Annotated in this window: 29 protein-coding genes; 9 read left to right on the plus strand and 20 right to left on the minus strand. The window is 69.5% G+C overall.

Going from position 1 to position 25104, the window contains the following annotated elements:
• Positions 1 to 5 precede the first annotated feature (5 nt).
• The 5 genes from ftsH to dacB all read right to left on the minus strand — a co-directional run bounded on the left by ftsH (position 6) and on the right by dacB (position 7137).
• Positions 6 to 2054, minus strand: a complete 2049-nt coding sequence (ftsH, locus tag ACFQVC_RS29415; RefSeq protein ID WP_381836444.1) for an ATP-dependent zinc metalloprotease FtsH — start codon at positions 2052 to 2054, stop codon at positions 6 to 8.
• Positions 2055 to 2231: 177 nt separating this feature from the next.
• The gene (gene hpt, locus ACFQVC_RS29420) at positions 2232 to 2771 is read right to left on the minus strand and encodes a hypoxanthine phosphoribosyltransferase (protein WP_381836446.1); all 540 of its coding nucleotides are present in this window, start codon (positions 2769 to 2771) and stop codon (positions 2232 to 2234) included.
• 43 nt (positions 2772 to 2814) lie between these two features.
• On the minus strand, positions 2815 to 3906 hold the full coding sequence (gene tilS / locus ACFQVC_RS29425; RefSeq protein ID WP_381836218.1) for a tRNA lysidine(34) synthetase TilS: 1092 nt from the start codon (positions 3904 to 3906) through the stop codon (positions 2815 to 2817).
• 253 nt (positions 3907 to 4159) lie between these two features.
• Positions 4160 to 5281: a zinc-dependent metalloprotease gene (locus tag ACFQVC_RS29430; RefSeq protein ID WP_381836220.1), complete on the minus strand. Its 1122-nt coding sequence runs from the start codon at positions 5279 to 5281 to the stop codon at positions 4160 to 4162.
• A 335-nt stretch (positions 5282 to 5616) separates the two neighbouring features.
• On the minus strand, positions 5617 to 7137 hold the full coding sequence (dacB, locus tag ACFQVC_RS29435; RefSeq protein ID WP_381836222.1) for a D-alanyl-D-alanine carboxypeptidase/D-alanyl-D-alanine endopeptidase: 1521 nt from the start codon (positions 7135 to 7137) through the stop codon (positions 5617 to 5619).
• Between the two features lie 179 nt (positions 7138 to 7316).
• Between dacB and ACFQVC_RS29440 the strand changes: the two genes are divergently transcribed.
• On the plus strand, positions 7317 to 7808 hold the full coding sequence (locus ACFQVC_RS29440; protein WP_381836224.1) for an inorganic diphosphatase: 492 nt from the start codon (positions 7317 to 7319) through the stop codon (positions 7806 to 7808).
• A gap of 144 nt (positions 7809 to 7952) precedes the next feature.
• Positions 7953 to 9611: a threonine/serine exporter family protein gene (locus ACFQVC_RS29445; RefSeq protein ID WP_381836226.1), complete on the plus strand. Its 1659-nt coding sequence runs from the start codon at positions 7953 to 7955 to the stop codon at positions 9609 to 9611.
• A 60-nt stretch (positions 9612 to 9671) separates the two neighbouring features.
• Here the strand turns inward: ACFQVC_RS29445 and ACFQVC_RS29450 are convergent, their stop codons facing one another.
• Positions 9672 to 10361 (minus strand): DedA family protein, encoded by a 690-nt coding sequence (locus ACFQVC_RS29450; RefSeq protein WP_381836448.1) that lies wholly within the window; start codon positions 10359 to 10361, stop codon positions 9672 to 9674.
• A gap of 185 nt (positions 10362 to 10546) precedes the next feature.
• Between ACFQVC_RS29450 and ACFQVC_RS29455 the strand changes: the two genes are divergently transcribed.
• Positions 10547 to 10912 carry a YbjQ family protein gene (locus ACFQVC_RS29455; protein ID WP_381836228.1) on the plus strand — a complete coding sequence of 122 codons (366 nt, stop codon included), beginning with the start codon at positions 10547 to 10549 and terminating at the stop codon, positions 10910 to 10912.
• A gap of 51 nt (positions 10913 to 10963) precedes the next feature.
• Here the strand turns inward: ACFQVC_RS29455 and ACFQVC_RS29460 are convergent, their stop codons facing one another.
• Entirely contained in the window at positions 10964 to 11722 is a 759-nt protein-coding gene (locus ACFQVC_RS29460) for a MerR family transcriptional regulator (protein WP_381836230.1), read from the minus strand.
• A gap of 152 nt (positions 11723 to 11874) precedes the next feature.
• Between ACFQVC_RS29460 and ACFQVC_RS29465 the strand changes: the two genes are divergently transcribed.
• A complete protein-coding gene (locus ACFQVC_RS29465) occupies positions 11875 to 13299 on the plus strand; it encodes a glutamate decarboxylase (RefSeq protein ID WP_381836232.1) in 1425 nt (474 codons plus the stop codon).
• 212 nt (positions 13300 to 13511) lie between these two features.
• Here ACFQVC_RS29465 and ACFQVC_RS29470 read toward each other — a convergent pair whose 3' ends face one another.
• Together ACFQVC_RS29470 and ACFQVC_RS29475 are read right to left on the minus strand one after the other, a co-directional pair.
• A complete protein-coding gene (locus tag ACFQVC_RS29470) occupies positions 13512 to 14303 on the minus strand; it encodes an ABC transporter permease (RefSeq protein WP_381836234.1) in 792 nt (263 codons plus the stop codon).
• Entirely contained in the window at positions 14300 to 15256 is a 957-nt protein-coding gene (locus ACFQVC_RS29475; protein WP_381836236.1) for an ATP-binding cassette domain-containing protein, read from the minus strand. The genes ACFQVC_RS29470 and ACFQVC_RS29475 overlap by 4 nt, the downstream gene beginning before the upstream one ends.
• Positions 15257 to 15500: 244 nt before the next feature.
• Between ACFQVC_RS29475 and ACFQVC_RS29480 the strand changes: the two genes are divergently transcribed.
• Entirely contained in the window at positions 15501 to 16046 is a 546-nt protein-coding gene (locus tag ACFQVC_RS29480) for a DinB family protein (protein WP_381836238.1), read from the plus strand.
• Positions 16047 to 16070: 24 nt separating this feature from the next.
• On the opposite strand, the gene ACFQVC_RS29485 is transcribed toward ACFQVC_RS29480, so the two are convergent.
• Complete coding sequence (locus ACFQVC_RS29485) at positions 16071 to 16772, minus strand: bleomycin resistance protein (RefSeq protein ID WP_381836240.1); 702 nt, start codon at positions 16770 to 16772, stop codon at positions 16071 to 16073.
• Positions 16773 to 16814: 42 nt separating this feature from the next.
• Between ACFQVC_RS29485 and ACFQVC_RS29490 the strand changes: the two genes are divergently transcribed.
• A complete protein-coding gene (locus ACFQVC_RS29490) occupies positions 16815 to 17456 on the plus strand; it encodes a PadR family transcriptional regulator (protein ID WP_381836242.1) in 642 nt (213 codons plus the stop codon).
• 27 nt (positions 17457 to 17483) lie between these two features.
• On the opposite strand, the gene ACFQVC_RS29495 is transcribed toward ACFQVC_RS29490, so the two are convergent.
• Positions 17484 to 18941 carry an aldehyde dehydrogenase family protein gene (locus ACFQVC_RS29495; protein WP_381836244.1) on the minus strand — a complete coding sequence of 486 codons (1458 nt, stop codon included), beginning with the start codon at positions 18939 to 18941 and terminating at the stop codon, positions 17484 to 17486.
• A 109-nt stretch (positions 18942 to 19050) separates the two neighbouring features.
• The gene (locus tag ACFQVC_RS29500) at positions 19051 to 19884 is read right to left on the minus strand and encodes a helix-turn-helix domain-containing protein (RefSeq protein ID WP_381836450.1); all 834 of its coding nucleotides are present in this window, start codon (positions 19882 to 19884) and stop codon (positions 19051 to 19053) included.
• A 373-nt stretch (positions 19885 to 20257) separates the two neighbouring features.
• Here ACFQVC_RS29500 and ACFQVC_RS29505 point away from each other — a divergent pair, with 373 nt between their 5' ends.
• The gene (locus ACFQVC_RS29505) at positions 20258 to 20815 is read left to right on the plus strand and encodes an ATP-binding protein (RefSeq protein WP_381836246.1); all 558 of its coding nucleotides are present in this window, start codon (positions 20258 to 20260) and stop codon (positions 20813 to 20815) included.
• Between the two features lie 70 nt (positions 20816 to 20885).
• Here ACFQVC_RS29505 and ACFQVC_RS29510 read toward each other — a convergent pair whose 3' ends face one another.
• From ACFQVC_RS29510 to rpmG, 8 genes are all read right to left on the minus strand, one after another.
• Complete coding sequence (locus tag ACFQVC_RS29510) at positions 20886 to 21125, minus strand: DUF397 domain-containing protein (protein ID WP_381836248.1); 240 nt, start codon at positions 21123 to 21125, stop codon at positions 20886 to 20888.
• A 120-nt stretch (positions 21126 to 21245) separates the two neighbouring features.
• Positions 21246 to 21740 (minus strand): SRPBCC family protein, encoded by a 495-nt coding sequence (locus ACFQVC_RS29515; RefSeq protein ID WP_381836250.1) that lies wholly within the window; start codon positions 21738 to 21740, stop codon positions 21246 to 21248.
• Positions 21737 to 22096 (minus strand): ArsR/SmtB family transcription factor, encoded by a 360-nt coding sequence (locus ACFQVC_RS29520; RefSeq protein WP_381836252.1) that lies wholly within the window; start codon positions 22094 to 22096, stop codon positions 21737 to 21739. The genes ACFQVC_RS29515 and ACFQVC_RS29520 overlap by 4 nt, the downstream gene beginning before the upstream one ends.
• A 4-nt stretch (positions 22097 to 22100) precedes the next feature.
• On the minus strand, positions 22101 to 22475 hold the full coding sequence (locus tag ACFQVC_RS29525) for a VOC family protein (RefSeq protein ID WP_381836253.1): 375 nt from the start codon (positions 22473 to 22475) through the stop codon (positions 22101 to 22103).
• Positions 22476 to 22656: 181 nt separating this feature from the next.
• Positions 22657 to 22893: a 30S ribosomal protein S18 gene (rpsR, locus tag ACFQVC_RS29530; RefSeq protein WP_381836255.1), complete on the minus strand. Its 237-nt coding sequence runs from the start codon at positions 22891 to 22893 to the stop codon at positions 22657 to 22659.
• Between the two features lie 6 nt (positions 22894 to 22899).
• A complete protein-coding gene (locus ACFQVC_RS29535) occupies positions 22900 to 24033 on the minus strand; it encodes a CobW family GTP-binding protein (RefSeq protein WP_381836257.1) in 1134 nt (377 codons plus the stop codon).
• The gene (locus ACFQVC_RS29540; protein ID WP_381836259.1) at positions 24033 to 24287 is read right to left on the minus strand and encodes a type B 50S ribosomal protein L31; all 255 of its coding nucleotides are present in this window, start codon (positions 24285 to 24287) and stop codon (positions 24033 to 24035) included. Before ACFQVC_RS29540 ends, ACFQVC_RS29535 begins: the two co-directional genes overlap by 1 nt.
• Position 24288: 1 nt before the next feature.
• Complete coding sequence (rpmG, locus tag ACFQVC_RS29545; RefSeq protein WP_381836261.1) at positions 24289 to 24453, minus strand: 50S ribosomal protein L33; 165 nt, start codon at positions 24451 to 24453, stop codon at positions 24289 to 24291.
• Positions 24454 to 24528: 75 nt separating this feature from the next.
• Here rpmG and rpmB point away from each other — a divergent pair, with 75 nt between their 5' ends.
• Positions 24529 to 24765 carry a 50S ribosomal protein L28 gene (rpmB, locus tag ACFQVC_RS29550; RefSeq protein WP_381836263.1) on the plus strand — a complete coding sequence of 79 codons (237 nt, stop codon included), beginning with the start codon at positions 24529 to 24531 and terminating at the stop codon, positions 24763 to 24765.
• Positions 24765 to 25070, plus strand: coding sequence for a 30S ribosomal protein S14 (rpsN, locus tag ACFQVC_RS29555; protein ID WP_381836265.1), 306 nt, complete (start codon positions 24765 to 24767; stop codon positions 25068 to 25070). Before rpmB ends, rpsN begins: the two co-directional genes overlap by 1 nt.
• Positions 25071 to 25104 lie beyond the last annotated feature (34 nt).

Raw genomic sequence — 25104 nt, forward strand, 5'->3', positions numbered from 1 at the left:
CGGCATCAGCTCTCCGGTCGCTCCTCCGGAGCCGGGGCCTTGGTCAGGTCCGCCGGCGCCGAGTCGCTCGCGGAAGCGGTCACCGCGGGCGCCGTGCCGTTGGCGCCGTTGGTCAGAGACAGCTCCTTGGGCGAGAGGACCGGCGGCCGCGTCGACGGCGTACGCCGCGAGGAGCCGGTCCAGGCCGGGCGGGCCGGGCGCTTCACGATCGGCGCGAAGATCTCGGCGATCTGCTCCTTGCCCAGCGTCTCCTTCTCCAGGAGCTGCAGGACGAGGTTGTCGAGAACGTCGCGGTTCTCGACCAGGATCTCCCAGGCTTCGTTGTGCGCGGTCTCGATGAGCTTCTTGACCTCTTCATCGACCAGAGCGGCGACCTCTTCCGAGTAGTCGCGCTGGTGCGCCATCTCGCGGCCGAGGAACGGCTCGGTGTTGTCGCCGCCGAACTTGATGGCGCCGAGCCGCTCGGTCATGCCGTACTGCGTGACCATGGCACGGGCCGTGGCGGTGGCCTTCTCGATGTCGTTCGCGGCACCGGTGGTCGGGTCGTGGAAGACGAGCTCCTCGGCCGCGCGCCCGCCCAGCATGTACGCCAGCTGGTCGAGCATTTCATTGCGCGTGGTCGAGTACTTGTCCTCCTCGGGGAGCACCATCGTGTAGCCGAGGGCACGGCCTCTGGAGAGGATCGTGATCTTGTGGACCGGGTCGGAGTTCGGTGAGGCCGCCGCGACCAGGGCGTGTCCGCCCTCGTGATACGCGGTGATCTTCTTTTCCTTGTCCGACATGATCCGGGTCCGCTTCTGCGGGCCCGCCACGACGCGGTCGATCGCCTCGTCGAGGAAGTAGTTGTCGATCAGCTTCTTGTCGCTGCGCGCGGTGAGGAGCGCGGCTTCGTTCAGCACGTTCGACAGGTCGGCGCCGGTGAAGCCGGGGGTGCGACGGGCGACGGCCGAGAGGTCGACGTCCGGAGCGACCGGCTTGCCCTTCTGGTGGACCTTGAGGATCTCCAGACGGCCCTGCATGTCCGGGCGGTCGACGGCGATCTGCCGGTCGAAGCGGCCGGGGCGCAGGAGCGCCGGGTCGAGGATGTCGGGCCGGTTGGTGGCGGCGATCAGGATGACGCCGCCCTTCACGTCGAAGCCGTCCATCTCGACGAGCAGCTGGTTCAGGGTCTGCTCGCGCTCGTCGTGGCCACCGCCGAGACCCGCACCGCGGTGCCGGCCGACGGCGTCGATCTCGTCGACGAAGACGATCGCCGGGGCGTTCGCCTTGGCCTGCTCGAAGAGGTCACGGACACGGGAGGCACCGACACCTACGAACATCTCGACGAAGTCGGAGCCGGAGATCGAGTAGAACGGAACGCCCGCTTCACCCGCGACGGCACGCGCGAGCAGGGTCTTGCCGGTACCGGGCGGGCCGTAGAGCAGCACGCCCTTGGGGATCTTGGCGCCCACGGCCTGGAACTTGGCCGGCTCCTGCAGGAACTCCTTGATCTCGTGGAGTTCCTCGACGGCCTCGTCCGAGCCCGCGACGTCCGAGAAGGTCGTCTTCGGGGTGTCCTTGGTGATGAGCTTGGCCTTGGACTTCCCGAAGTTCATGACTCGGGAGCCGCCGCCCTGCATCTGGTTCATCAGGAACAGGAAGACAACGACGATCAGTACGAACGGGAGCAACGAGAGCAGGATCCCGACGAACGGGTTCTGCTTGGAGGGCGAGACGGTGTAACCGTCCTTGATGTCGCCGTTCTCGTAGTTCTGCTGCAGCTTGGTGGCCAGCTGGGCGCCCTGGTCGCCGATGTAGCTCGCCTGGATCTTGGCGCTGCCGCCGTACTTGTCCTTGTCGGCGCCATCCTTCAACTCGACCTTGATGGTCTGTTCGTCACCGGTGGTGAGCTTGGCGGTCTGGGCCTGCTTGTCGTCGATGGCCTTGATGACCTGGGCGGTGTCCACCGTCTTGAAGCCGCCGGACGAGCCGACGACCTGCATCAACACGACCACGGCGAGGACGGCCAGCACGATCCACATGACCGGCCCACGGAAGTATCGCTTCACGTCCATCCATACGGAGCGGTGCCGCCCCGTCCCTCCTGCCATAGTGAGTTTGATAAAGACTGTTCTTCGGACGGTACCCCAGCATTGTCACCCGAAGCCGCAGGGGACGGCGGGCAATCCCGTCTTCCCATGCTCCAACGGCGGGAACCCGGCAAGGGTTCCCGCGGGATACGGGCCGGGGTTTCAGCCGCCGTATACGTGTGGAGCCAGCGTGCCGACGAACGGCAGGTTCCGGAACTTCTCGGCGTAGTCGAGGCCGTAGCCCACGACGAACTCGTTGGGGATGTCGAAGCCGACCCACTTCACGTCGATCGCCACCTTCGCGGCGTCCGGCTTGCGCAGCAGGGTGCACACCTCGAGGGACGCGGGTTCGCGGGAGCCGAGGTTGGAGAGCAGCCAGGACAGGGTCAGGCCGGAGTCGATGATGTCCTCGACGATCAGGACGTGCTTGCCCTTGATGTCGGTGTCGAGGTCCTTGAGGATCCGGACCACACCGGAGGACTGGGTGCCTGCTCCATACGAGGACACCGCCATCCAGTCCATCGTGACCGGAGTGGACAGCGCACGCGCCAGGTCCGCCATCACCATCACGGCGCCCTTGAGGACACCGACGATGAGGACGTCCTTGCCCGCGTACTCCGAGTCGATCTTCGCGGCCAGCTCGGCCAGCTTCGCGTCGATCTCTTCCTTGGTGATGAGCACCGACTTCAGGTCGGTGCCCATGTCTTTCGCGTCCACCCGCACATCACTTTCGGTTCGCCGTCTGTCAGCCCTGCCGGATGACAAGTCTGCCACCCTGCCGCTGGGCCTCCACCCGGCCGGGGAGGTTGATGGCCCCCTGGCCGCGCCAACCGGTGATCAGACGGTCGACTTCCTCGATGTGCCGGGCGAACAGCGCGCCCGCGGGCGAGCCCGCGGCGATGGCGGCCCGGCGCAGGACGCGGCGGCGCACGGCGGGCGGCAGGGCGTAGAGCTTGGCGCACTCCAGGAGGCCGGCCTCGTCGCGTACGGAGGTCTCGGCCTGGGCGGCCCAGGTGTCGAGGGCGTCGGCGTCGTCGCGGGAGAGCTGGGCGGTGCGGGCGAGCGCTTCCACGACGCCTTTGCCGAGGGCCTTTTCGAGCGCGGGCAGGCCTTCGTGACGAAGCCGCGAACGGGTGTAGGCCGGGTCGGCGTTGTGCGGGTCGTCCCAGACGGGCAGGGACTGCACCATGCACGCCTTGCGGGCGGTCTGCCGGTCCAGGTGCAGGAAGGGCCGGCGATAGCGTCCGCTGGCGCCCGGCCCGCCGGAGACGGCGGCCATGCCGGACAGGGAGCGGATACCGGAACCGCGGGCCAGGCCGAGGAGGACGGTCTCCGCCTGGTCGTCGCGGGTGTGGCCGAGCAGGACGGCGTCGGCGCCGTGGCGTTCGGCGACTTCGTCGAGCGCGGCATAGCGCGCGTCCCGGGCGGCGGCTTCGGGGCCGCCTTCGCGCCCGACGTGCACGGCGACGCACTCGACGGGGTCGAGTCGCAGCGCGGTGAGCCGGGTGACGACTTCGGCGGCACGCAGGTCGGAGCCGGGCTGCAGACCGTGGTCGACGGTCACGCCACCGGCCCGGATGCCGAGTTTGGGGGCTTCGAAGGCGAGAGCGGAGGCGAGCGCCATGGAATCGGCGCCGCCGGAGCAGGCGACAAGCACGAGCGGGGAACGGCCCGGCTCGGATGGCGGGCGAGCGCCCCGCGCAGGCGCGGATGGCGCGCCGGATGCGGTGTGTGCGGAGTGCGCCGCGAGGTCGCGTGCTGCTAGATCGGTCAGGACGTCGTGGAGTACGCGGCGGACCGCCAGGCGTATCGCCGCGACCGCAGGATGGGGACCCATTGCCCGGTTCCCTTCGTGAAGTTCGGGGGGTGTGCCTCGGTTCAGTCACTTCGCTCGAGATCGTTCACTTGAGCGCGCCCTCAAGAGGTCTTTCCTGGATTCTCTTGAGATCGCCACTCAGGATCAGTCACTCAGAGTGTGTCGATGGTGACAGAGCCGAGCCGTTACCCGAGCATTGCACGCCTACCCATGGCTCACGGTCCCTCGGAAGGGTGATTGCGGCGGCTTGCTCCTGCCGCCGGCGGCATGCCGCTCACGACTCTGCCTTACGGTGCACCCTCGCGACCCAGTCCGCCGGTTTGGCGATCTCCGCCTTGGTGGGGAGGGTGTTGGGTGAGGTCCAGACCCGGTTGAAGCCGTCCATGCCGACGTCTTCGACGACCGCGCGCACGAACCGCTCGCCGTCGCGGTACTGGCGCAGCTTGGCGTCGAGGCCGAGGAGCTTGCGCAGGGCCTGGTCGAGGCGCGAGGCCCCCTTGGCCCTGCGCTCCTTGAACTTCTCCCGGATCTCGCCGACGGACGGCACGACTTCGGGTCCGACGCCGTCCATCACGTAGTCCGCGTGCCCTTCGAGCAGGGACATCACGGCGGTCAGGCGGCCCAGGATCTCGCGTTGGGCGGGGGTCTGCACCACCTCGACGATGGACCGGCCGCCCTCGTCGTCCTCCTCCGGCCGGTTGCCCGCGAGGGACGAGGCGGCTTCGCGGAAGCGCTCGAGGAGCGTCATGGGGTCGACCTCGGTCTCGCCGAGGAATGACTGGATCTCGCCTTCGAGGTGGTCGCGCAGCCAGGGCACCGCGGTGAACTGGGTGCGGTGGGTCTCCTCGTGCAGGCAGACCCAGAGCCTGAAGTCATGGGGGTCCACGTCGAGTTCACGCTCCACGTGGACGATGTTCGGCGCGACGAGGAGCAGCCGGCCGCCGCCGGGGCCGCCCGCGGGCAGCTCGCGGCTTGGCGGGGCGAAGGTCTCGTACTGGCCGAGGACGCGCGAGGCGAGGAACGACAGGAGCATGCCGAGCTCCACACCGGTGACCTTGCCGCCGACCGCGCCGAGCACGGCACCGCCGGGGCCGCCGCCGCGGCGCTCCTGCATCTTCTCGAGCAGGGGCTTGAGCACTTCCCTGAACCCGGCGACGTTCGCCCGCACCCAGCCCGCGCGGTCCACGACCAGGACGGGGGTGTCATGGGCGTCCTCGGTCCCCATCTTCGTGAAGGAACGGACGTGCGCCTCCGAGGACTTGGCGTGCCGGCGCAGCTCCGAGACGACGGCGCGCGCCTCGTCCCGGCTCACCTCGGGCCCCGGCCGCACGAGCCGGGTCGCGGTCGCCACCGCGAGATTCCAGTCGACCATCTCCGCACCACCGATGCTCGTCATGCGTCTCCGTACGTCGTCGGCTCGCTGCACGGTGGGGTGTGAGGGGGCCCGCCCTACCGGCCGGGGGTCCGGGGGTCGCCCCCGGGAGGACACAGTCAGTCGACCATCTCCGCACCACCGATGCTCGTCATGCGTCAACCGTACGTTGTCGGCTGCGCCAACGGTGAGGGATGCGGTCGCCCGGCTTGCCCTGGGCGGTACGGGTGGGCCTGGGCTGTTCCCGGTTGTCCGGAGTGGTGCGCGGATCCGGGATACCGGCGTACGGCTTCCGGTTTGTCAGTGGCAGCCGCAGTTCGCGACGGATCCGGGGTACCGGCGCGCAGGCTCTCGGTTCCTCAGCGGCAGCCGCAGTTGGCGACCGTGGAGGCGAGGCGGTCGAGGGTGGACTGGGCCGATCGGGGGTCGGCCGTGCCGGAGGCCGTGAAGGCGAAGACGAGGAGGCGGCCGTCGGCGTCGACGACGGTGCCGGCGAGGGTGTTCACGCCGGTCAGCGTGCCGGTCTTGGCGCGGACCAGGCCCGTGCCGGGCGAGCCGTCCTCGTACCGGTTGCGGAGCGTGCCCGTGAAGCCCGCCACGGGCAGGCCGGTGAGGGCGGGGCGCAGCTCGGCGCGGGCCGGGTCGGCGGCGCGGGCGAGCAGGGCGGTGAGCAGCTTCGCGGTGAGCTTGTCGTCCCGGTTCAGACCGCTTCCGTCGGCGAACTTCACGCCTTCCAGGGGGAGTTCGAGCTTGCGGAGTTGGTCCTCCATGGCCTTGGCGGCGCCCTCGAAGCTGGCCGGTTCGCCGTCGGCGATGGCCGTCTGGCGGGCCAGGTGCTCGGCGATGTCGTTGTCGCTGTGCGTCAGCATCCGCTCGACCAGGGCGGCGAGCGGCGCCGACTCGGTCTTGCCGAGGGTCTCGGCCCGCTCCCCCGCCTTGCCGGGGCCCGGCTCGCCCGTCACGTCGACGCCCCGGTCCCGCAGGAGGTCGGCGAAGGTGCCGGCGGCGTCACGGGCCGGGTCCGCGGTGCGCTGCGCGGGGCCGCTGGTGGAGTCGTCCATCCGGCCCTCGTCGACCATCAGGGCGCTGACCGGCGCGATGTTCTCGTTCGGCCCGATGGGGTGCTGGTCGGGCCCCGAGTACGCGGAGGTGTCGTACGAGAGCTTGATCTTGTCGAGGCCCCGGGTGCGCAGGGCGTGCGCGGTCTCGTCGGCCAGGGTGTGCAGGCTGGCGTTGCCCTGGGAGCCCTTGCGGGCGGTGAGGGTCGGGTCGCCGCCGCCCACCAGGACGACCTCACCCGGGTCCGCGCCGGAGTCCGCGCCGGTGACGGTCTTCGTGGCGATGCGGTGGTCGGGTCCGAGTGCCGCGAGCGCCGCCACCGCGGTGGCGATCTTGGTGGTGGACGCGGGTGTGACGGCTTCGCCCGCCCCCGCGGCGTACACCTCGGTGCCGGTGGCCGCGTCGACCACGGACGCGGTGCGCTGCGAGCCGAGGGCGGGGTCCTTGAGGAGCGGATCCAGTACGTCGGCAAGCGCGCGCCCGGTGGGGGCGGGGGCGCCGCCCGCGGGGGCGCCGAGGCCGTTGAGCACGCCGGGGGCGCTCGGTGCGGCCGAAGGGTCCTTGCCGCGGCCGTGATCTGCGCCACCGTCGCGGGCACGATCGGCTGCCAGAGCGCGTTCGGCCGTACGCTGACCCGAGTCCCAGGGTCCGGCCGCGGTCACCGCCACAGCCGAGAGGGCGAGGCCTACCGTGGCTGCGCCCGCCGTGAGTTGCCAGGTCGTGAGCGCCCTGAGCCGCGGGGGCCGGGGCAGCCGGGGCGGCTTCACCGGCTGTCGCAGCCGCCGAAGGCCGGGGAGCTCCCTGATCTTGAGCTCAGGCACCACCGACCAGCCCCTTTCGCGATCACACACCTGCGTGAGGGACACTTAATCACTGCGTCTTGCCGCGGGATCGCACCGCGGTGGGTCCGGCCACATAAAAGGGCCGGACGTCCGTGGGGTTGTCCCCCGGGAGGACGCAGCACCGTCCGTTGTTTGTGTTGATCATGGAGGAGCATCCGGTGGAGTTCGACGTCACGATCGAGATTCCGAAGGGTTCGCGGAACAAGTACGAGGTGGACCACGAGACCGGTCGTATCCGTCTGGACCGTCGTCTGTTCACCTCGACCAGTTACCCGGCCGACTACGGCTTCGTCGAGAACACCCTCGGCGAGGACGGTGACCCGCTGGACGCCCTGGTCATCCTGGACGAGCCGACCTTCCCCGGCTGCCTCATCAAGTGCCGCGCCATCGGCATGTTCCGTATGACCGACGAGGCGGGCGGCGACGACAAGCTGCTCTGCGTGCCGGCCTCCGACCCCCGTGTGGAGCACCTGCGCGACATCCACCACGTCTCCGAGTTCGACCGCCTGGAGATCCAGCACTTCTTCGAGGTCTACAAGGACCTGGAGCCCGGCAAGTCCGTCGAGGGCGCCAACTGGGTCGGCCGCACCGACGCCGAGGCCGAGATCGAGCGCTCGTACAAGCGCTTCGAGGAGGAGGGCGGTCACTGACCCCCTCGCCACAGCCGTACCGGAGAAGGCCGTGCGCACCCCTGACAAGGGGGTCCGCGCGGCCTTCTTCGCGTGTCCATGCTCATACTGGCCTTACCGGAGGTGCGTAAGTCGGAAGTACGAGGAAGCAGAGGGTGGCTACACGTGGCTGACACCACGGAGGAGGAAGACCGCAAGCCGCAGTCGGACGAGGCGCACAGCGCGTTCGCTCCGGTCGACGGCGCCGGGACTCCGTCGGCTCCTCCCGAGGACGAGCAGCCGACCTCCGAGTTCACCATCCCCCAGGGACTGCGGATTCCGCCCGCTCCCGAGGACCAGGAGAGCTCGGCCTTCAAGCCGCCGCCCAGCTACGACGCCCGCCAGGCCGCGGCCTTCACGCCGCCCGAGGGCATCCCCCTGGTCAGACTGACCAAGGAGGCGCCCTGGCAGGACCGGATGCGCACGATGCTGCGCACCCCGGTCGCCGACCGGCCCGCGCCCGAGGCGACGCAGAAGAACGACGACGAGACGGGGCCCGCGGTCCCGCGCGTCCTCGACCTGACGCTGCGTATCGGGGAGCTGCTGCTCGCGGGCGGCGAGGGCGCCGAGGACGTGGAGGCGGCGATGTTCGCCGTGACCCGCGCCTACGGCCTCGACCGGTGCGAGCCGAACGTCACCTTCACGCTGCTCTCCATCTCGCACCAGCCGTCCCTGGTCGACGACCCGGTGACGGCCTCGCGGACGGTACGCCGCCGCGGCACCGACTACACCCGGCTCGCGGCCGTGTACCAGCTCGTCGACGACATCGGCTCCGAGGACATCGACGTCTCCCTGGAAGAGGCGTACCGCGGTCTCGCGGAGATCCGCCGTAACCGGCACCCGTATCCCGGCTGGGCCCTCACCTCGGCGGCGGGCCTGCTCGCCGGGTCGGCGGCGACGCTGGTCGGCGGCGGTGTCGTGGTGTTCATCGCGGCGGCACTCGGCGCGATGCTGGGCGACCGGCTCGCCTGGCTGTGCGCGGGGCGCGGGCTGCCGGAGTTCTACCAGTTCATCGCGGCCGCGATGCCGCCCGCCGCGATGGGTGTGGCGATCAGCCTCCTGGACCTGCCGGACGTCCGTGCCTCCGCGGTGATCACCGGTGGTCTGTTCGCGCTGATCCCGGGGCGGGCCCTGGTCGCCGGTGTCCAGGACGGTCTGACGGGCTACTACATCACCGCGGCGGCGCGGCTCCTGGAAGTCGGCTATCTGGTCGTCGGCATCGTGATCGGCGTACTGACCGTGCTGTATCTGGGCGTGCGGCTCGACGCCGGGCTCAACCCGGAGACGACGATCCACGCCTCGAGCCGCCCGGTGATCCAGATCCTGGCGGCCATGGCGCTCAGCCTGGCCTTCGCGGTCCTGCTCCAGCAGGAACGTTCCACCGTGCTGCTCGTGACGCTCAACGGCGGGGTGGCCTGGGTGGTGTACGGGGCCATCGCCAGCGCCGGCAGGCTCTCGCCGGTGGCGGCGACGGCGGCCGCGGCGGGCCTTGTGGGGCTGTTCGGGCAGCTGCTCTCCCGCTACCGGTTCGCCTCCGCGCTGCCCTATGTGACCGCAGCGATCGGTCCGCTGCTGCCCGGTTCCTCGACGTACTTCGGACTGCTCGACATCGCGCAGAACGAGCTCAACCACGGCCTGGCCCAGCTGTCCAAGGCGGCCGCCCTGGCCCTCGCCATCGCGATCGGCGTGAACCTGGGCGGCGAGCTGGCCCGGCTCTTCTTGAAGGTGCCGGGCGCGGAGAGCCCGGTCGGGCGCCGCGCGGCCAAGCGGACACGCGGCTTCTAGCGCTCCGCGGGAAGCCCGGTACCGCGGGTGCGTAGCGGCTTGTCGCTCCCCGGGCTACCGCTATCGCTTCGCGTGGCGGCCGCGCTGGGGCTGCTGCGCCGCGGTGCCGCCAGCGGTCGCGGCCGCCTTCTTGTTCTTGGAGCGGGCCCGCAGGAACTCGATGATGATCGGGACCACCGAGAGCAGCACGATGCCGATCAGGATCGCCTCGATGTTCTTGTGCACGAAGTCGATCTGGCCGAGCCAGGAGCCGAGCAGGGTGACGCCCGCGCCCCACAGGACGCCGCCGATGATGTTGAACGTGATGAACGAGCGGTAGTTCATCCGGCTCACGCCCGCGATGATCGGCGTGAAGGTGCGCACGATCGGCACGAAGCGGGCCAGGACCAGCGACTTCGGGCCGTACTTCTCGAAGAACTCGTGCGCCTTCGTCACGTTCTCCTGCTTGAAGAGGCGGGAGTCCGGGCGGTTGAAGAGCGAGGGCCCGACCTTGCGGCCGAAGAGATAGCCCGCCTGGTCACCGAGGATCGCGGCGAGGCAGATCAGGGTGCAGACCAGCCACAGCGGGTGATCGAGGACGCCCGTCGTGACGAGCAGTCCGGTGGTGAACAGCAGCGAGTCACCCGGCAGGAAGAAGCCGATCAGCAGGCCGGACTCGGCGAACACGATGATCAGCAGGCCGATGAGCCCGAACTTGTTCAACAGAAAGTCCGGATCGAGCCAGCTTGGTCCGAGCGCAAGCGTCGTCATCACGGGTCCGGGCTCCTGGGGTGTCGGTGGGCTGAAACGGCGAAGTGGCCGCCCAAAGTTATCAACGCAAGGAGACGGGACCAGGTTCCACCGGACTTCCCAGGATGCACCCCGTACCAAACAGGACAAAGCTGTACTGCTGGGGGGCCGTGTCCCTGTGGGGGCTGTTGTGGAGGTGGACGTTCATGGGCATCGAGGACTTCGGCGGCGGACAGGCCCCACAGTCGGACGTACTGGTCGTGACGACCAATGACGTACCCGGATTCCAGGTCCAGCAGGTCATCGGCGAGGTCTTCGGGCTCACCGTCCGCTCCCGGCACCTGGGCAGCCAGATCGGCGCGGGCCTGAAGTCGATGATCGGCGGCGAGCTCAAGGGCCTCACGAAGACGCTGGTGGAGACCCGCAACCAGGCCATGGAGCGCCTTGTCGAGCAGGCACGCGCGCGTGGCGGCAACGCGGTCCTGATGTTCCGCTTCGATGTGACCGAGGCGCTCGACGGGGCGGCCGAGGTCTGCGCGTACGGCACCGCTGTCGTGATCGCGCCCGCATAGGTAACCCGCACAGGTAAGGGGCGCCCCCAATTGCGGGGCGCCCCTTACCGGTTACGCATGCCGGATCGCGTTCGCCAGGATCGCCTCGCGCTCGTAGGCGGCGAGGCCCGGCTTGGCCTGGTCGATGTTGTGCGTGAAGCGCTCGTCCGACACGTACATCTCGCCGAGACAGGTGTGCATCTCGTACGAGCACTCGTAGTGGTTCCGCGAGATCCACTGGCGGTGCGCCTCGGCGGCGTCCATCGCCTCGTCGGACTCGGGTCCCGCGCCCGCCTCCATCAGCTCCACGAAGCGGCGCGTGACCTCGTCGCCCTCGCGCATGATCCGCTGCCAGTCCTCCTTGGTGTACGAGGCGGAGCGGCGCTTGGACTCGGCGTAGGCGTCGGTATCGCCCCAGCGCTCCTGCACCTCCTCCTCGTACTGGTCCGGGTCGTGGTCGCCGAAGACCTCGAACTTCTCCTCGGGCGTGAGGTTGATCCCCATCTTCCTTGCCTCCATGGCTGTTTCGACGGCGGCGGCCATCTCCTGGAGCTTGGCGATCCGGGCGGTCAGCAGCTCGTGCTGCCGGCGCAGGTGATCGCGCGGGTCCGTGTCCGGGTCGTCAAGGAGCGCCGCCACCTCGTCGAGCGGGAAGCCCAGCTCCCGGTAGAACAGGATCTGCTGCAGCCGGTCCAGGTCCGCGTCGCTGTAGCGCCGGTGCCCGGCGTGACTGCGCTCGCTGGGGACCAGCAGGCCGATCTCGTCGTAGTGGTGCAGCGTGCGCACCGTGACGCCGGCGTATCGGGCGACCTGTCCCACGGAGTAGCTCATCGCCACCCGCTCCTCTCGGTGTTTCTCGGTACGCGGATCAGCCTGGGGCCTCACGTGACGTGAGGTGCAAGTCCAATTTTCCGGAGGGTCCCCGCGCTCCCCTGGGCGGCCACGACGGGCTTATGCCCTGGTTGCCCCGTTATGGTGGCGTCATGACCCTGCACAAAGGCGGCACCCACCCCCAGGACGGTCCGCAGGAGAGCAGGCTCCCGCCGAACCCGTTCTTCGGCGAGGCCGATCCGGTCGGCGGGATGGCCTCGGCCCCGCCGCGGCACCGGCTGCCCGACGGGCCGCTGCCGCCCACGACGGCATACCAACTCGTCCATGACGAGCTGATGCTGGACGGCAACGCGCGGCTCAACCTGGCCACCTTCGTCACCACCTGGATGGAGCCGCAGGCCGGCGTCCTGATGGCGGAGTGCCGGGACAAGAACATGATCGACAAGGACGAGTACCCGCGCACCGCCGAGCTGGAGCGGCGCTGTGTGGCGATGCTCGCCGACCTGTGGCACGCGCCGGACCCGCAGGCGACGGTGGGCTGCTCGACGACCGGCTCCAGCGAGGCCTGCATGCTCGCGGGTATGGCGCTCAAGCGGCGCTGGGCCAAGCGGAACGCGGACCGCTATCCCTCGCGTGAGGCCCGCCCCAATCTCGTCATGGGCGTGAACGTGCAGGTCTGCTGGGAGAAGTTCTGCAACTTCTGGGAAGTGGAGGCCCGCCAGGTGCCGATGGAGGGCGACCGCTACCACCTCGACCCCGAGGCCGCGGCCGCGCTCTGCGACGAGAACACCATCGGCGTGGTGGCCGTGCTCGGCTCGACCTTCGACGGGTCGTACGAGCCGGTGGCCGAACTGTGCGCCGCGCTCGACGCGTTGCAGGAGCGCACGGGCCTCGACATCCCGGTCCATGTGGACGGCGCGTCGGGCGCGATGGTCGCGCCCTTCCTCGACGAGGACCTGGCCTGGGACTTCCGCAAGGCCCGGGTGGCCTCGATCAACACCTCGGGCCACAAGTACGGCCTGGTCTACCCCGGAGTCGGCTGGGCCCTGTGGCGCTCCGCCGAGGAACTGCCGGAGGAGCTGGTGTTCCGGGTGAACTACCTGGGCGGTGACATGCCCACCTTCGCCCTGAACTTCTCCCGCCCCGGCGCACAGGTCGTCGCGCAGTACTACACCTTCCTGCGCCTCGGGCGCGAGGGCTACCGGGCCGTGCAGCAGGCCTCGCGCGATGTCGCCTGCGGGCTCGCCGAGCGGATCGAGGGCCTGGGAGACTTCGAACTCCTCACCCGGGGCGACGAGTTGCCGGTCTTCGCCTTCACGACGGCGGCCGATGTGACGGCGTACGACGTGTTCGACGTGTCGCGGCGGATGCGGGAGCGGGGGTGGCTGGTCCCGGCGTACACCTTCCCGGCGAACCGGCAGGATCTGTCCGTGCTGCGGGTGGTGTGCCGCAACGGGTTCTCGGCGGATCTGGCGGGGATGTTCGTGGACGATCTGGAGCGGCTGCTGCGGGAGTTGCGGCGGCAGCGGGGGCCGCTGGGCAGGGATACGAGCAAGGCGACTGCCTTCCATCACTGAGCGCTCCGCGGGAAGTCCGGTACGACACCTGCGGGTGCGTCGTGGCTTGTCGCTCCCCCAGCTACCGCTGGGGGTACCCGCAGCGCGGCGGAGCCGCATATCGACACAGCCCCGTGCCCCTTCGGGGCACGACGAACCGCACCGGACTTCGCCCAAGCCGCTCGGAGCCGTGCGGGGCGCCCCGCCACAGAGCGCCCCGCACGCCGCGACCGCTACTTGCTCAACCTCCCGAACCTCCGTACCGCCAGCGGAAAGAACACCGCCAGCAGGGCCAGCGGCCATAGCACCGCGAGGAGTTCGGCGTGCTGGGCCGCCCACGACGCGGGGGTCACGCCGCCATCGTTGCCGAACAGGTTCCGTACCGATGTGGCGGTGGCCGACATGGGGTTCCACTCCACCACCGCCCCGAGCCAGCCCGGCATGGACTCGGGGGTCGCGAAGGCGTTGGACAGGAAGCCGACCGGCCAGACCATGATCTGCACGGCCATCACCAGCTCCGGCTTGCCCGCGATCATCGCCAGGTGGATGCCCATCCACAGCATGGCGAAGCGGAAGAGCAGCAGCAGCCCGACGCCGCCCAGGAGCGCCGCGAACGAGCCGTGCCAGCGCCAGCCGACCGCGAGCCCCACCCCGATCAGGACGATCAGCGAGAGCGCGGACTGCAGCATGTCCGCTGCCGAACGCCCCACCAGGACCGCGCCACTGGCCATCGGCATGGAGCGGAAGCGGTCGATGACGCCCTTGTTGAGGTCCTGGGTGACCGCGACCATCGTGGCGTCCAGGCCGAACGCCATGGTCAGGGCGAACATGCCCGGGACGAGGTACTCCCGGTAGTCGCCCTCGATGCCGGCGCCGCCGCCGATCAGATAGCCGAACATCAGAAGCAGCATCACCGGAAAGGCGAGGCCGACCACGACCTGCACGGGCTGCCGGGCCCAGTGCGCGAGTTCACGCCGGGTCATGGTCCAGGAGTCGGTCAGCGCCCAGCTCAGCGAGGTACTCATGCCGCCTCACCCCGCTCGCCGTCCGTACCCGTCAGATGCAGGAAGACCTCGTCGAGCGTCGGCCGCCGCACCGCGATGTCCTCGGCTTCGACGGCGGCGTCCTCCAGGGCGCGTACGACCTGGGTGAGCGCCGCCATCCGGTCGCTCACGGGCGCGCCGGCAAGGCGCCGGTCCTCGTCCACCGTCACCTCGCCCGCCGCGAAGGCGCGCAACAGGTCCGCCACACACGGGAGTTGACGGCCGTCGTGCACCACCACGTCGATACGGTCGCCGCCGGTCTTGGCCTTCAGCTCGTCCGCCGTGCCGTCCGCGATCACCCGGCCTGCGTCGAGCACCGAGATCCGGTCGGCCAGCTGGTCCGCCTCCTCCAGGTACTGCGTGGTGAGAAGGACGGTGGTGCCGCCGCCCACCAGGGACCTGACAGCGCTCCACACCTCGGTGCGGCCGCGCGGGTCGAGCCCCGTGGTGGGCTCGTCGAGATAGAGCACCCCGGGGTCGGTGATCAGGGACGCCGCGAGGTCGAGGCGGCGCCGCATGCCGCCGCTGTACTGCTTGACCGCCTTGCGCCCGGTGTCCGCGAGGCCGAACCGGTCGAGCAGTTCGTCCGCGCGGGCGGCCGCCTTGCGGGCGCCCAGGTGGTGCAGGCGTCCGAACATGTCGAGGTTCTGCCGGCCGCTGAGGTCCTCGTCGACGGCGGCGTGCTGGCCGAGGAGACCGATGCGATGCCGGACCTCCCGGGCGTGCGTGCGGACGTCGTACCCGAGGACCTCGGCGCGGCCCCCGTCGGGCCGCAGCAGCGTGGCCAGGATGCGTACGGCGGTGGTCTTGCCCGAGCCGTTCGGGCCGAGCACGCCGTGCACGGTGCCGCGGCCGACGGTCAGGTCCAGACCGTCCAGGGCCCGTTTCGGTCCGTACTTCTTCTGTACGCCTTCGACGACGATCGCGTCGCTCATGCGCCTCCTCCTGGCGGTTAGTCAAACTTGACCAATGAGGATCGAAGGTAGCGGGGCGCCAGGGATTAGTCAAACTTGAGTAGCCGCAGACTCAAGTTCTCCGACCTGCCCTTCAAGGCCCTTGCCCTTGCCCTTGCCCTTGCCCTTGCCCTTGCGGACAGAACCTGACCGCAAGGGTCCGTAACGTCGTATCCAAGAAGCCCGGCGAACACCGGAAAGCCGGTCACAGAAAGGCGGCCCGATCATGGTCATGCACGTTCCCGCAGAGGCCCACGGCGACGAGCGCGGCGCACTTCTCGCCTTCCTGGACGAGGGTCGCGGCGGTATCCGCCGGGCCCTGCTCGGCCTGACCGACGAGCAGGCGGCGCGGCAGCCGAGCGCCAGCGAGCTCTCCCTGTCCGGGCTGCTCAAGCATGTGGCCGAGGCCGAGCAGGGCTGGGTGGCGCGGGCCAAGGGCGAGGAGCCGGCGATCGCCCGCGACGAGTCCAACTGGGACGAGACCTTCCGGCTCATCGGCGCGGAGACGGTCGCCTCGCAGCTCGCCCACTGGGAGCAAGTGGCCAAGGACACCGAGGAGTTCATCCGCTCGGCGCCGAGCCTGGACGAGACCTTCCCGCTGCCGGACGAGCCCTGGTTCCCCAAGGAGCGGGTCTCGCTGCGCTGGCTGCTTCTCCGCCTGATCAGCGAGATGGACCGGCACGCGGGCCACGCGGACATCATCCGCGAGACCCTCGACGGCAAGACGGCCTTCGAGCTGGTGGCCCAGGAGCAGGGCGACTCCTGGGGCTGACGGGACGGCCGCCCGGCCCGGGACCTAGGCCATCAGTTCACGCAGGCGCTCCACTTCGCTGCGGACCGACTCCCTTTCCTCATCGGCGAGTTGGACCGCGGCGGCCTGTTCCAGAGCGCGCGCCGCCGCCCGGTCGTCGCCGGTCCGCAGGGCCGCATCGCCGCGCAGCACAAGGAGCCGGACGAGCTGCACGGCTGTCGGGCGCTCGCCGTCCAGGTCCAGGACCCGGTCGATGATCCTGGCGGCGCCCGCCGGGTCCTCCTTCGAGTCGAGAAAGAGCGCGGCGTTGTGCAGCGCCTTCGCGAAGGTCTCCTTGGGGGCGGGCCGGTGGCTCTGGTCCTCGCTGATCTTCTGGCCGATCCGGATGCCGTTGCCGCCGGGGTCGGTCATGAGGAACTGCCGCACGCCGTACGACATGTCCTTCAACGGGCCGATCCGCGGGATGCCGCGGCTCGGTATCCGCCCGTACGCCGCCTTGAGTCCGCCGCGGAAGGACTCATAGAGGCCGTCCACGTCGTCGGTCAGGACATAGGCCATGCTGAGCGACTCGCTCGGCTCGTACTTCTTCATGCCGAAGAAGTGCAGCTCGATGTCGCCGCGCTCGACGCACGCGTACGGGTTGGGGCTCTTCTGCTGGAAGGTCACCTCGAAGCCGAGCGCCGTGTAGAAGTCGAGCACCGGCTGCAGGGTCTGACAGGGCAGGATGGGGATCACTTTTTCGGGCATGCCCAGTATGCTAGTCAAAGTTGAATAGAAAGGATCCGCTCCATGTCCGCAATCAGGCTCCTCGTCCTCGGCGCCGTACGTATGCACGGCCGGGCGCACGGCTATCAGGTGCGCAACGATCTGGAGTTCTGGGGCGCCCACGAGTGGTCCAACGCCAAGCCCGGGTCGATCTACCACGCGCTGAAGCAGATGGCGAAGCAGGGCTTCCTCAAGGCGCACGAGATCGCGCCCTCGACCGCGGGGGGCCCGCCGCGCACCGAGTACGAGATCACCGACAAGGGCACCGAGGAGTATCTGTCGCTGCTGCGTGACGCCCTCACCTCGTACGACCAGAAGCTGGACATCCTGTCGGCGGGGATCGGGTTCATCGTGGATCTGCCGCGCGAGGAGGCCGTGGCCCTGCTGAAGAAGCGGATCGAGGGCCTCGAGGGCTGGCGCAAGTCGGTCACCGACTACTACACCCCGGAGGACGGGCCCGAACAGCTGGGCCACATCGGGGAGATCATGAACTTCTGGGTGCACTCGGCGGACGCGGGGGCGGAGTGGACCCGCGGGCTCATCGAACGCATCGAGCAGGGGGCGTACGTCTTCTCCGGCGAGGGCGAACCGTTCGTGGGCGTGCTCGCCCAGGGCGAGGAGAACCCGTACGCGACCAAGGAACACCACCCCGGCGACGACGACTGAGGCCGCCCCGAAAACCGCCCGCGGCCGCTACAGCGGGAAGCGGCTCTTGCCGTGCTGTACCGAGATCCACTTCTGGGTGGTGAACGCGTCCACCGTCGAGTCGCCGTTGAGCCGGCCGAGCCCCGAGTACTTCTCGCCGCCGAAGGCCACGAACGGCTCGTCGTGCACGGTGCCGTCATTGACGTGCATCATGCCCGTCTCGATCCGGCGCGAGAAGCTGACACCGCGCTCCAGATTGGCGGTGTGCACGGCGCCGCTCAGGCCGTACGGAGTGTCGTTGGCCAGGCGTACGGCGTGCTCCTCGTCGTCGAAAGTGACCAGGAGCGCCACCGGGCCGAAGATCTCCTGGCGCAGGATCGGGGAGTCGTCGGGCAGGTCCGTGAGCACGGTGGGCTCGACGAGATTGCCGAGCGTACGGCCGCGCACCAGGGCGGTGGCCCCCTCGGCCAGGCCCTGGTCGACCAGGGTGGTGAGGGCGTCGGCCTGGAAGGCGTTGATGACCGGGCCGATCTGTGTGTCCGGGTCGCGCGGGTCACCCGTCTTGAGGTCCTTGACCCGGGCCACGAACTTCTTGGTGAACTCGGCCGCCAGGGACCGGTCCACGAGGATGCGGTTGGCGGCCATACAGACCTGGCCCTGGTACACGAAGCGGCTGAAGACCGCCGCGTCCACGGCGTAGTCCACATCCGCGTCGTCGAGTACGACCAGGGCGCTGTTGCCGCTCAACTCCAGGATGGCGCGCTTGAAGTGACTGGCCGTCACGGCGCCCACATGGCGGCCGACACGGTCCGAGCCCGCGAAGGAGATCACCTTCGGCACCGGGTGCTCTATGAGCGCGTCACCGACCTCGGCGATATCCGTCACGAGGACATTCAGAAGGCCGGCCTCAAGACCCGCGCCCTCGAAGATCCTGGCGATCAGGCCGCCGCCCACCACCGGGGTGTTCTGGTTCGGCTTGATCACGACGGCGTTGCCGAGCGCGAGGGCCGGGGCCACGGACTTGAGCGTCACCAGGAACGGGAAGTTGAAGGGGCTGATCACACCGACCACACCGACCGGGACACGGTAGACCCGGTTCTCCTTGCCGTCGGTGGTCGAGGCGAAGATCCGGCCCTCCGGGCGCAGGGCCAGCTGGCTGGCCTCGCGCAAGAACTCCTTGGCCAGGTGGACTTCGTACTCCGCCTTGAGGCGGGTGCCGCCGAGTTCGTCGATGATCGCCTCGACGATCTCGTCCTCACGGTCCTCGGTGACGCGCAGGGCCCGCTCGATGACGGCACGCCGGGTGTACGGGCTCGCCGCCGCCCAGCTCTTCTGGGCGCGCTCGGCGGCGCGGTACGCCTCGTCGACCTCATAGCGGGTGGCGACCGTCAGGGAGGCGAGCTTCTCGCCGTTGTACGGGTTGAAGTCGATGATGTCCCACGAGCCGCTGCCGGTCCGCCACTCGCCGTCGATGTACTGATGGGCAAGGTCGGTGAAGAAGGACATACGACCCCTTACCGCTGATTCGGGTGCGTCATCGACATGGTCAGTGCCGTGATCCTTGCCATGGCCGCTCCGTGTACAACTCCTGATGGCACGTCATCGTACTTGTGTTTCAGGAAAGTTGGAGTAGACCACGAAGCAAATCCCTGGTCTCATCAGGGCTCGGGCTGTCCTTCTGGAGGCGTTCCATGGCCCTTTCGTACTGACTGACCTCTTCGCGCTTGTCGAGGTACAGGGCGCTGGTGAGCTGCTCCAGATAGACGATGTCCGACAGGTCGGACTCCGGGAAGCGCAGCAGGGCGAAGGCACCGGACTCCCCCGCGTGCCCGCCGAAGCTGAACGGCATCACCTGAAGGGTCACGTTCGGGCGCTCGGAGACCTCGATCAGATGCTCCAACTGCCCCCGCATCACGGCCCGGTCGCCGTAGGGGCGGCGCAGTGCGGCCTCGTCGAGCACGCAGTGGAAACGGGTCGCGCGCTCGGACACCAGAACCTTCTGGCGCTCCAGGCGCAGGGCCACCCGGCGCTCGGTCTCCGCCGCGCTCAGGCCCGGGGCGCCACGCTTGACCACCGCGTGCGCATAGGCCTCGGTCTGCAACAGACCGTGCACGAACTGGACTTCGTAGACGCGGATGAGCGAGGCGGCGCCCTCCAGGCCGACATATGTCTGAAACCAGCCGGGTAGAACGTCCGAGTAACTGTGCCACCAGCCCGCGACGTTGGCCTCCTTGGCGAGGTCGAGGAGCGGGCCGCGCTCGGCCTCGGCCGTGACGCCGTAGAGCGTGAGGAGGTCTTCGACGTCTCTCGCCTTGAAGCTCACCCGTCCCAACTCCATGCGGCTGATCTTCGATTCGGAGGCACGGATCGAGTAGCCGGCCTGCTCGCGCGTGATGCCGCGCGCCTCACGCAGCCGCCTGAGCTGCGATCCGAGCAAGATGCGCCGCACCACTGAGCCGCTCGACACGGAACCGCCAGACTCTTCCGCGGTCACGTCGACACCCTCCCCATCCTCCCCGTTCTCAGGAACCGGAGCTTCCCGGCGCCGTGAACCGAAGCTCCCCCCGTTGCCAGGAGCCGAAGTCTGCCATTAAAACGCTCCTCCCCGTACTCAATCGATTACAGAAACAGTCCCCTCACAGAACAGCTACGAAAGAGGACGGAGGAAGAAATGAGCAAGAACCGGTACGGGAAGGTCCAACTCCGGCGCGTGCACGTGCATCTGCCCTTGCATCCGCCCTACGCATTCGGAACGATGGGCCGCGCGCACCACCGCAACATCGCTACTGGCTGACTGGCCGCGAAACCGGGGAGTGCCTCGCATGGGGACGAATGGATCGACCATGCTCGAGCCGTTACGGCAGGGGCTGCCTCCGATCGACCCCTCCGCGGTGTCGAACGCCGCGTCGTGCGCTCTGCCCGCACGCTACGAAGCAGTGCGCGGAGCACGGCAGTTCACCCGCCGCACGCTCGGCGAGTGGCACCTGGAGGAGCGCTTCGACGACATCGCGCTCGTCGTCTCCGAACTCGTCACCAACGCCTTGCGCCACGGCCTGCCCCTCGCCCGCCACCACCCTTCCAACGAGACCCTTCGGGCCGCACCTCCCGATTCGGCCGACACCCCGCGCGACGAGGACTCGCCGGTGCGGCTGCATCTGATGCGCTGGACCTCGCGCCTGGTGTGCGCGGTGCGCGACCCGAGTCCGGAGAGCCCTGTCGCCCTTGACGACGCGGAGATCGCCGACTTCTCCGCGGAGTCCGGGCGCGGGCTCTTCCTCGTGGACTCCTTCGCCGACGGCTGGGGCTGGCACCCGCTCGCGGGCGCACTCAGCGGCAAGGTGGTGTGGGCGCTGTTCCGGCTCGCGCCGGAGGGTTCCTGAGCCGGAGGGTTCCTCAGCCGGAGGGAGCCCGAGGGGGTACGGCCCGGCTGCCTGCGCCGGGCCCGTCGGCTCAGCCCGCTATGAGATGGTCGAACTCGCCGTCCTTTATGCCCAGAAGCATCGCCTCTATCTCGGCGCGCGTGTAGACGAGGGCGGGACCGTCCGGATGGCGTGAGTTGCGTACCGCCACACTTCCGTCCGCCAGCTTCGCGAACTCCACGCAGGAGCCCTGCGAATTACTGTGCAAGCTCTTCTGCCAGACCACACCCTGAAGCTCCGTGGCCGCCATGCCGTTGTACACGTGGTGCACAGGTCGCTCCCCGGTGGTGCTGTGACTCGTGTTATCCAAGCGGTCAACTGCCCCGGATCATAGCCTTGTTCACATGCGGCTGCATGGGCAGATGCACGTGCACGCGGGGTGGTGAGCTGGTTACAGCTTTGCGAGGACGGCCTCGAGTGCCCGCAGGACATACGAGCGCCAGCCCTGCCCCATGATCCTGTGCGCCATCATCTGGGCCGGGTCGTCCGGATCGAATCCCTCGTGTACCAGGAAGAGACGTGTGCCGCGCCCTTCCGGCTCCAGGGTCCAAGTGATCGTCCAGTCAGCCGGGTTGGCGGAGCCCGCGGGATCGGCGTCCTGCCAGCGGACACACAGCATCCGCTCACGCTCGAAGGCGAGCACCTCGGCACTGATGGTGCCGGAGAAGCCGGTGTTGGGGCGCGGGATCGCCGCCATCCGGTAGCGGTGCCCGACTTCGAGCCGGAAGCACTCGTCGGCCGCTCCGCGACCGGCCCCGGGCATCAGCCACTGGGCGATGAGCTCGGGCTCGGTCAGGGCGCGCCAGACCTTGGCGGGCGGGTGGGCGAGGAACTGGTCGACGCGGAGTGTGGTGAGGTCGTCGTCGTCCGGGTGCGGGCTTGTCATGCCTCATCGTCCGGCATGCGGCCGAGGAGATCGCCCAGGCCCTTGAGCCGGTCACGCCAGAATCGCTCGTACGGATGGAGCCAGTCCTGCACTTCGGCGAGCGGGGCGGCCTCGAGGCGGTAGATACGCTGCCTGCCCTGGCGCTCCTCGGAGACCAGGCCGGCGTCCCTGAGCACCTTCAGATGCTCCGAGAGGCTGGGCCGGCGCATGTCGAAGTGGTCGGCGAGCGCCTGCACCGGCTGCGGGCCCTGCTCCCGCAGGAGCGTCAGGACCTCGCGGCGGGTGGCGTTGGCGAGGGCGGCGAAGAGGCGGTCCTCTGCGCTGCCCTGGCCGTGCGGGGCGCTCTTGGTGACCACGCGGTCAGAAGCCTTCCTTCTCCGTGAGCAGCATGAAGCGGTTGCCGTCGGGGTCGGCGAACTGGGCCATCCTGCCCCACGGCAGCTCGTCCGGTCCTTCGACCCGGACACCGGCCGCGGCGAGCCGCTCGCAGTCGGCGTCGACGTCATCCGTGACGAACATGATCCCTTGTGCACTGCCCGGCGTGAAGCCGCCCATGCCGGGGCCGGAGAGCGTGAGCACGGTCTGCGCGCCCTTGGGGGCGACCTGGAGCCAGCGGCCCGGGGGCATCTGCCGGTCCGCGGTGACCTCGAAGCCGAGGGTCTGTGCGTAGAAGCGGAGGGCGGCGTCCTGGTCGGAGACGGGGACGGTGACGAAAGAGGCGTGGGTGATGTTCATGGCGTCCACGATAGGTAGGGAATTTCCTACGTGTCAAACGTAGGGAAATTCCTACCTATCGTGACGGGGTGGGCGGGCGAAGCGGGGCGGGCCGGGCCAGGGCGGTGCGAGGCGGGCCGGTCCAGGGCGGTGCGAGGCGGGCCGGTCCGGGCCAGGGCGGGCGCGAGGCGGGCCGGGGCGGCTATCGGCTGGAGTAGGGCAGCAGGGCCATCTCCCGGGCGTTCTTGATCGCGCGGGCCAGCTGCCGCTGCTGCTGTGCCGTCACCCGCGTGACCCTGCGGCTGCGGATCTTGCCGCGGTCGGAGATGAACTTACGGAGCAGATCCGTGTCCTTGTAGTCGATGTAGGTGATCCCTGCCTGGTCGAGGGGGTTGGGGCGGTTCTTGACCGGCTTGCGTTCGGGCTTGCGGGGGGACATGGGGAGTCAGACCTCCAGGAGGGTGTCGAAGGCGGGCGGCAGCCGCTTCCAGGCCTCGCGGCCCGCGGCGTACTCGGCGTCGGTCAACAGGCACGATTCGAGGACGTGTTGAAGCCCCTCGCGGTCCAGGCCCGGTGAGGTGAAGACCAGGTGCTGGCAGCAGTCCCCGTGCTCGGGGTGCCAGTCGAGGGCGGCGGCGGCCCGACGCACCGGCGGTACGAGTTCCCAGGCGGCGTCGGGCAGCGAGGCGAGCCAGGGCCCCGCGTTCTCGACGCAGAGGGCGCCGCCCGCCGCGTCCCAGGCGAGCAGGGTGTCGGGGTGGTCGGCCAGCCAGAAGCGGCCGCGGCTGCGGGCCGCCGCGCAGGTCAGGTCTTCGAGGGCCTGGTAGAGCCGCTCGGGGTGGAAGGGGCGGCGGGCATGCCAGACATACGTGCCCACGCCGGCCTCGTCCGCCTCCTGCGGCAGCAGCGCGCAGGCCGGATGCTGGGCCGCGGCGGCCGCCTCGATGTCGAAGCCGGCGAGCGCCGCTCCCGCCAAGTCGCCTTCCTCGACGGACACTTGGCGGGCGGTGGGGTGTAGCTGGGCGAGCAGGGCCCGGTCTTCCGCGTCGGCCTCCGCGCTGTCGACGACGGCCAGGACGGGGGCGTACTCCAGCTGCCGCGCCCAGGTGTCGGCGACCGTGCGCTGGTCGGTGGCGGCGGCCGCAAGTCCCGCCTCCATCAGGTCGTCGCCGTTGCCGAGATACGGCAGGAGCAGCGCGGGGTCCACGGCCGTGATGACCGAGGTGACGCGCAGTCCGCCCGATGCGACCACCTCCGCCATCGCCTTGGGCTCGACGGAGTCCCACAGCTCGACCACCGCGAGCCGGGTGAGACCGCTGTCCGCGAGCCGCTCCAGCTCGGGCACCAGGTCCTCGCGCAGGGCGCAGCAGGCGCAGTCGTTGACGAGCGGCGCCTCGCCGGTGGACAGCACGCCCGTGGCGTCGCGCACGGTGCGGACGACGGTGCCCTGCACGGCGGTCGAGAGATCGTGATGGAGCGCGACGCTGCCCGCCACCGTGCCGAGCAGCCGCTCGACGGCGGCCTTGCGGGCGTCCGCGTGCAGGCCGCCGACCAGGGCGACACCGAAGTCCGCGGCCATCAGCGGTCCTTGTGCGCGCCGTAGCGGCGCTCGAAGCGCTCCACCCGGCCCGCGGTGTCCAGGACACGTGCGGTGCCGGTGTAGAAGGGGTGGCTCCGGTCCGAGATCTCCACGTCGATGACGGGGTAGGTGTTGCCGTCCTCCCACTCGACCGTCTTGTCGCTGGTGGCGGTGGAGCGGGTCAGGAAGGCGTAGTTCGCGGCGCGGTCGCGGAACACGACGGGGCCGTACTCGGGGTGGATTCCGGGCTGCATGTCAGCGCTCCTCCTTGAAGTCGACGTGCCGCCCTGCGACCGGGTCGTACTTGCGGAGCACCATCCGGTCGGGGTCGTTGCGGCGGTTCTTGCGGGTGACGTACGTGTAGCCGGTACCGGCGGTGGACCTGAGCTTGATGACGGGGCGTAGTTCGTTGCGGGCCATGTGGGCTACAGTAAATGAAAATGGTTTCCATTACCAAGCTCGTTCTGAGACGAGCCCACAGAGAGGTGCATCACCTTGTCCGCGCACTGCATGCTGACCGGCCGCGCGCCCGGATTCGGCAACACGATCTCCCACTCCCACCGGCGCAGCTCACGCCGCTTCGACCCGAACATCCAGCGCAAGCGGTACTGGCTGGAGAGCGAGGGGAGGCATGTGCGGCTGACGCTCAGCACGAAGGGGATCAAGACCGTCGACACGATCGGGATCGAGGCCGCCGTGGCCAGGATCCGTGCCCGCGGGGTGAAGGTCTGATGGCCAAGAAGAGCAAGATCGCAAAGAACGAGCGCCGCCGGGAGATCGTCGCGCGCTACGCCGAGCGCCGCGCCGAGCTGAAGGAAATCCTTCGCCGGCCCTCCACTCCGGAGGCCGAACGGCTCGCTGCCCAGCGGGAATTGAGCAGGCAGCCACGGGACGCCAGTGCCACCCGGGTGCGCAACCGGGACAGCGTCGACGGGCGTCCGCGCGGATATCTGCGCACCTTCGGACTGTCCAGGGTGAATCTGCGTGAGCAGGCGCACGCCGGATTTCTGCCCGGGGTCCGTAAGTCGTCCTGGTAGCTTGGCCCGGCTTTTTCGTTGAGCCGAGCACATT

Source organism: Streptomyces monticola, assembly GCF_042665355.1.
GTDB classification, from domain to species: Bacteria; Actinomycetota; Actinomycetes; order Streptomycetales; family Streptomycetaceae; genus Streptomyces; species Streptomyces monticola.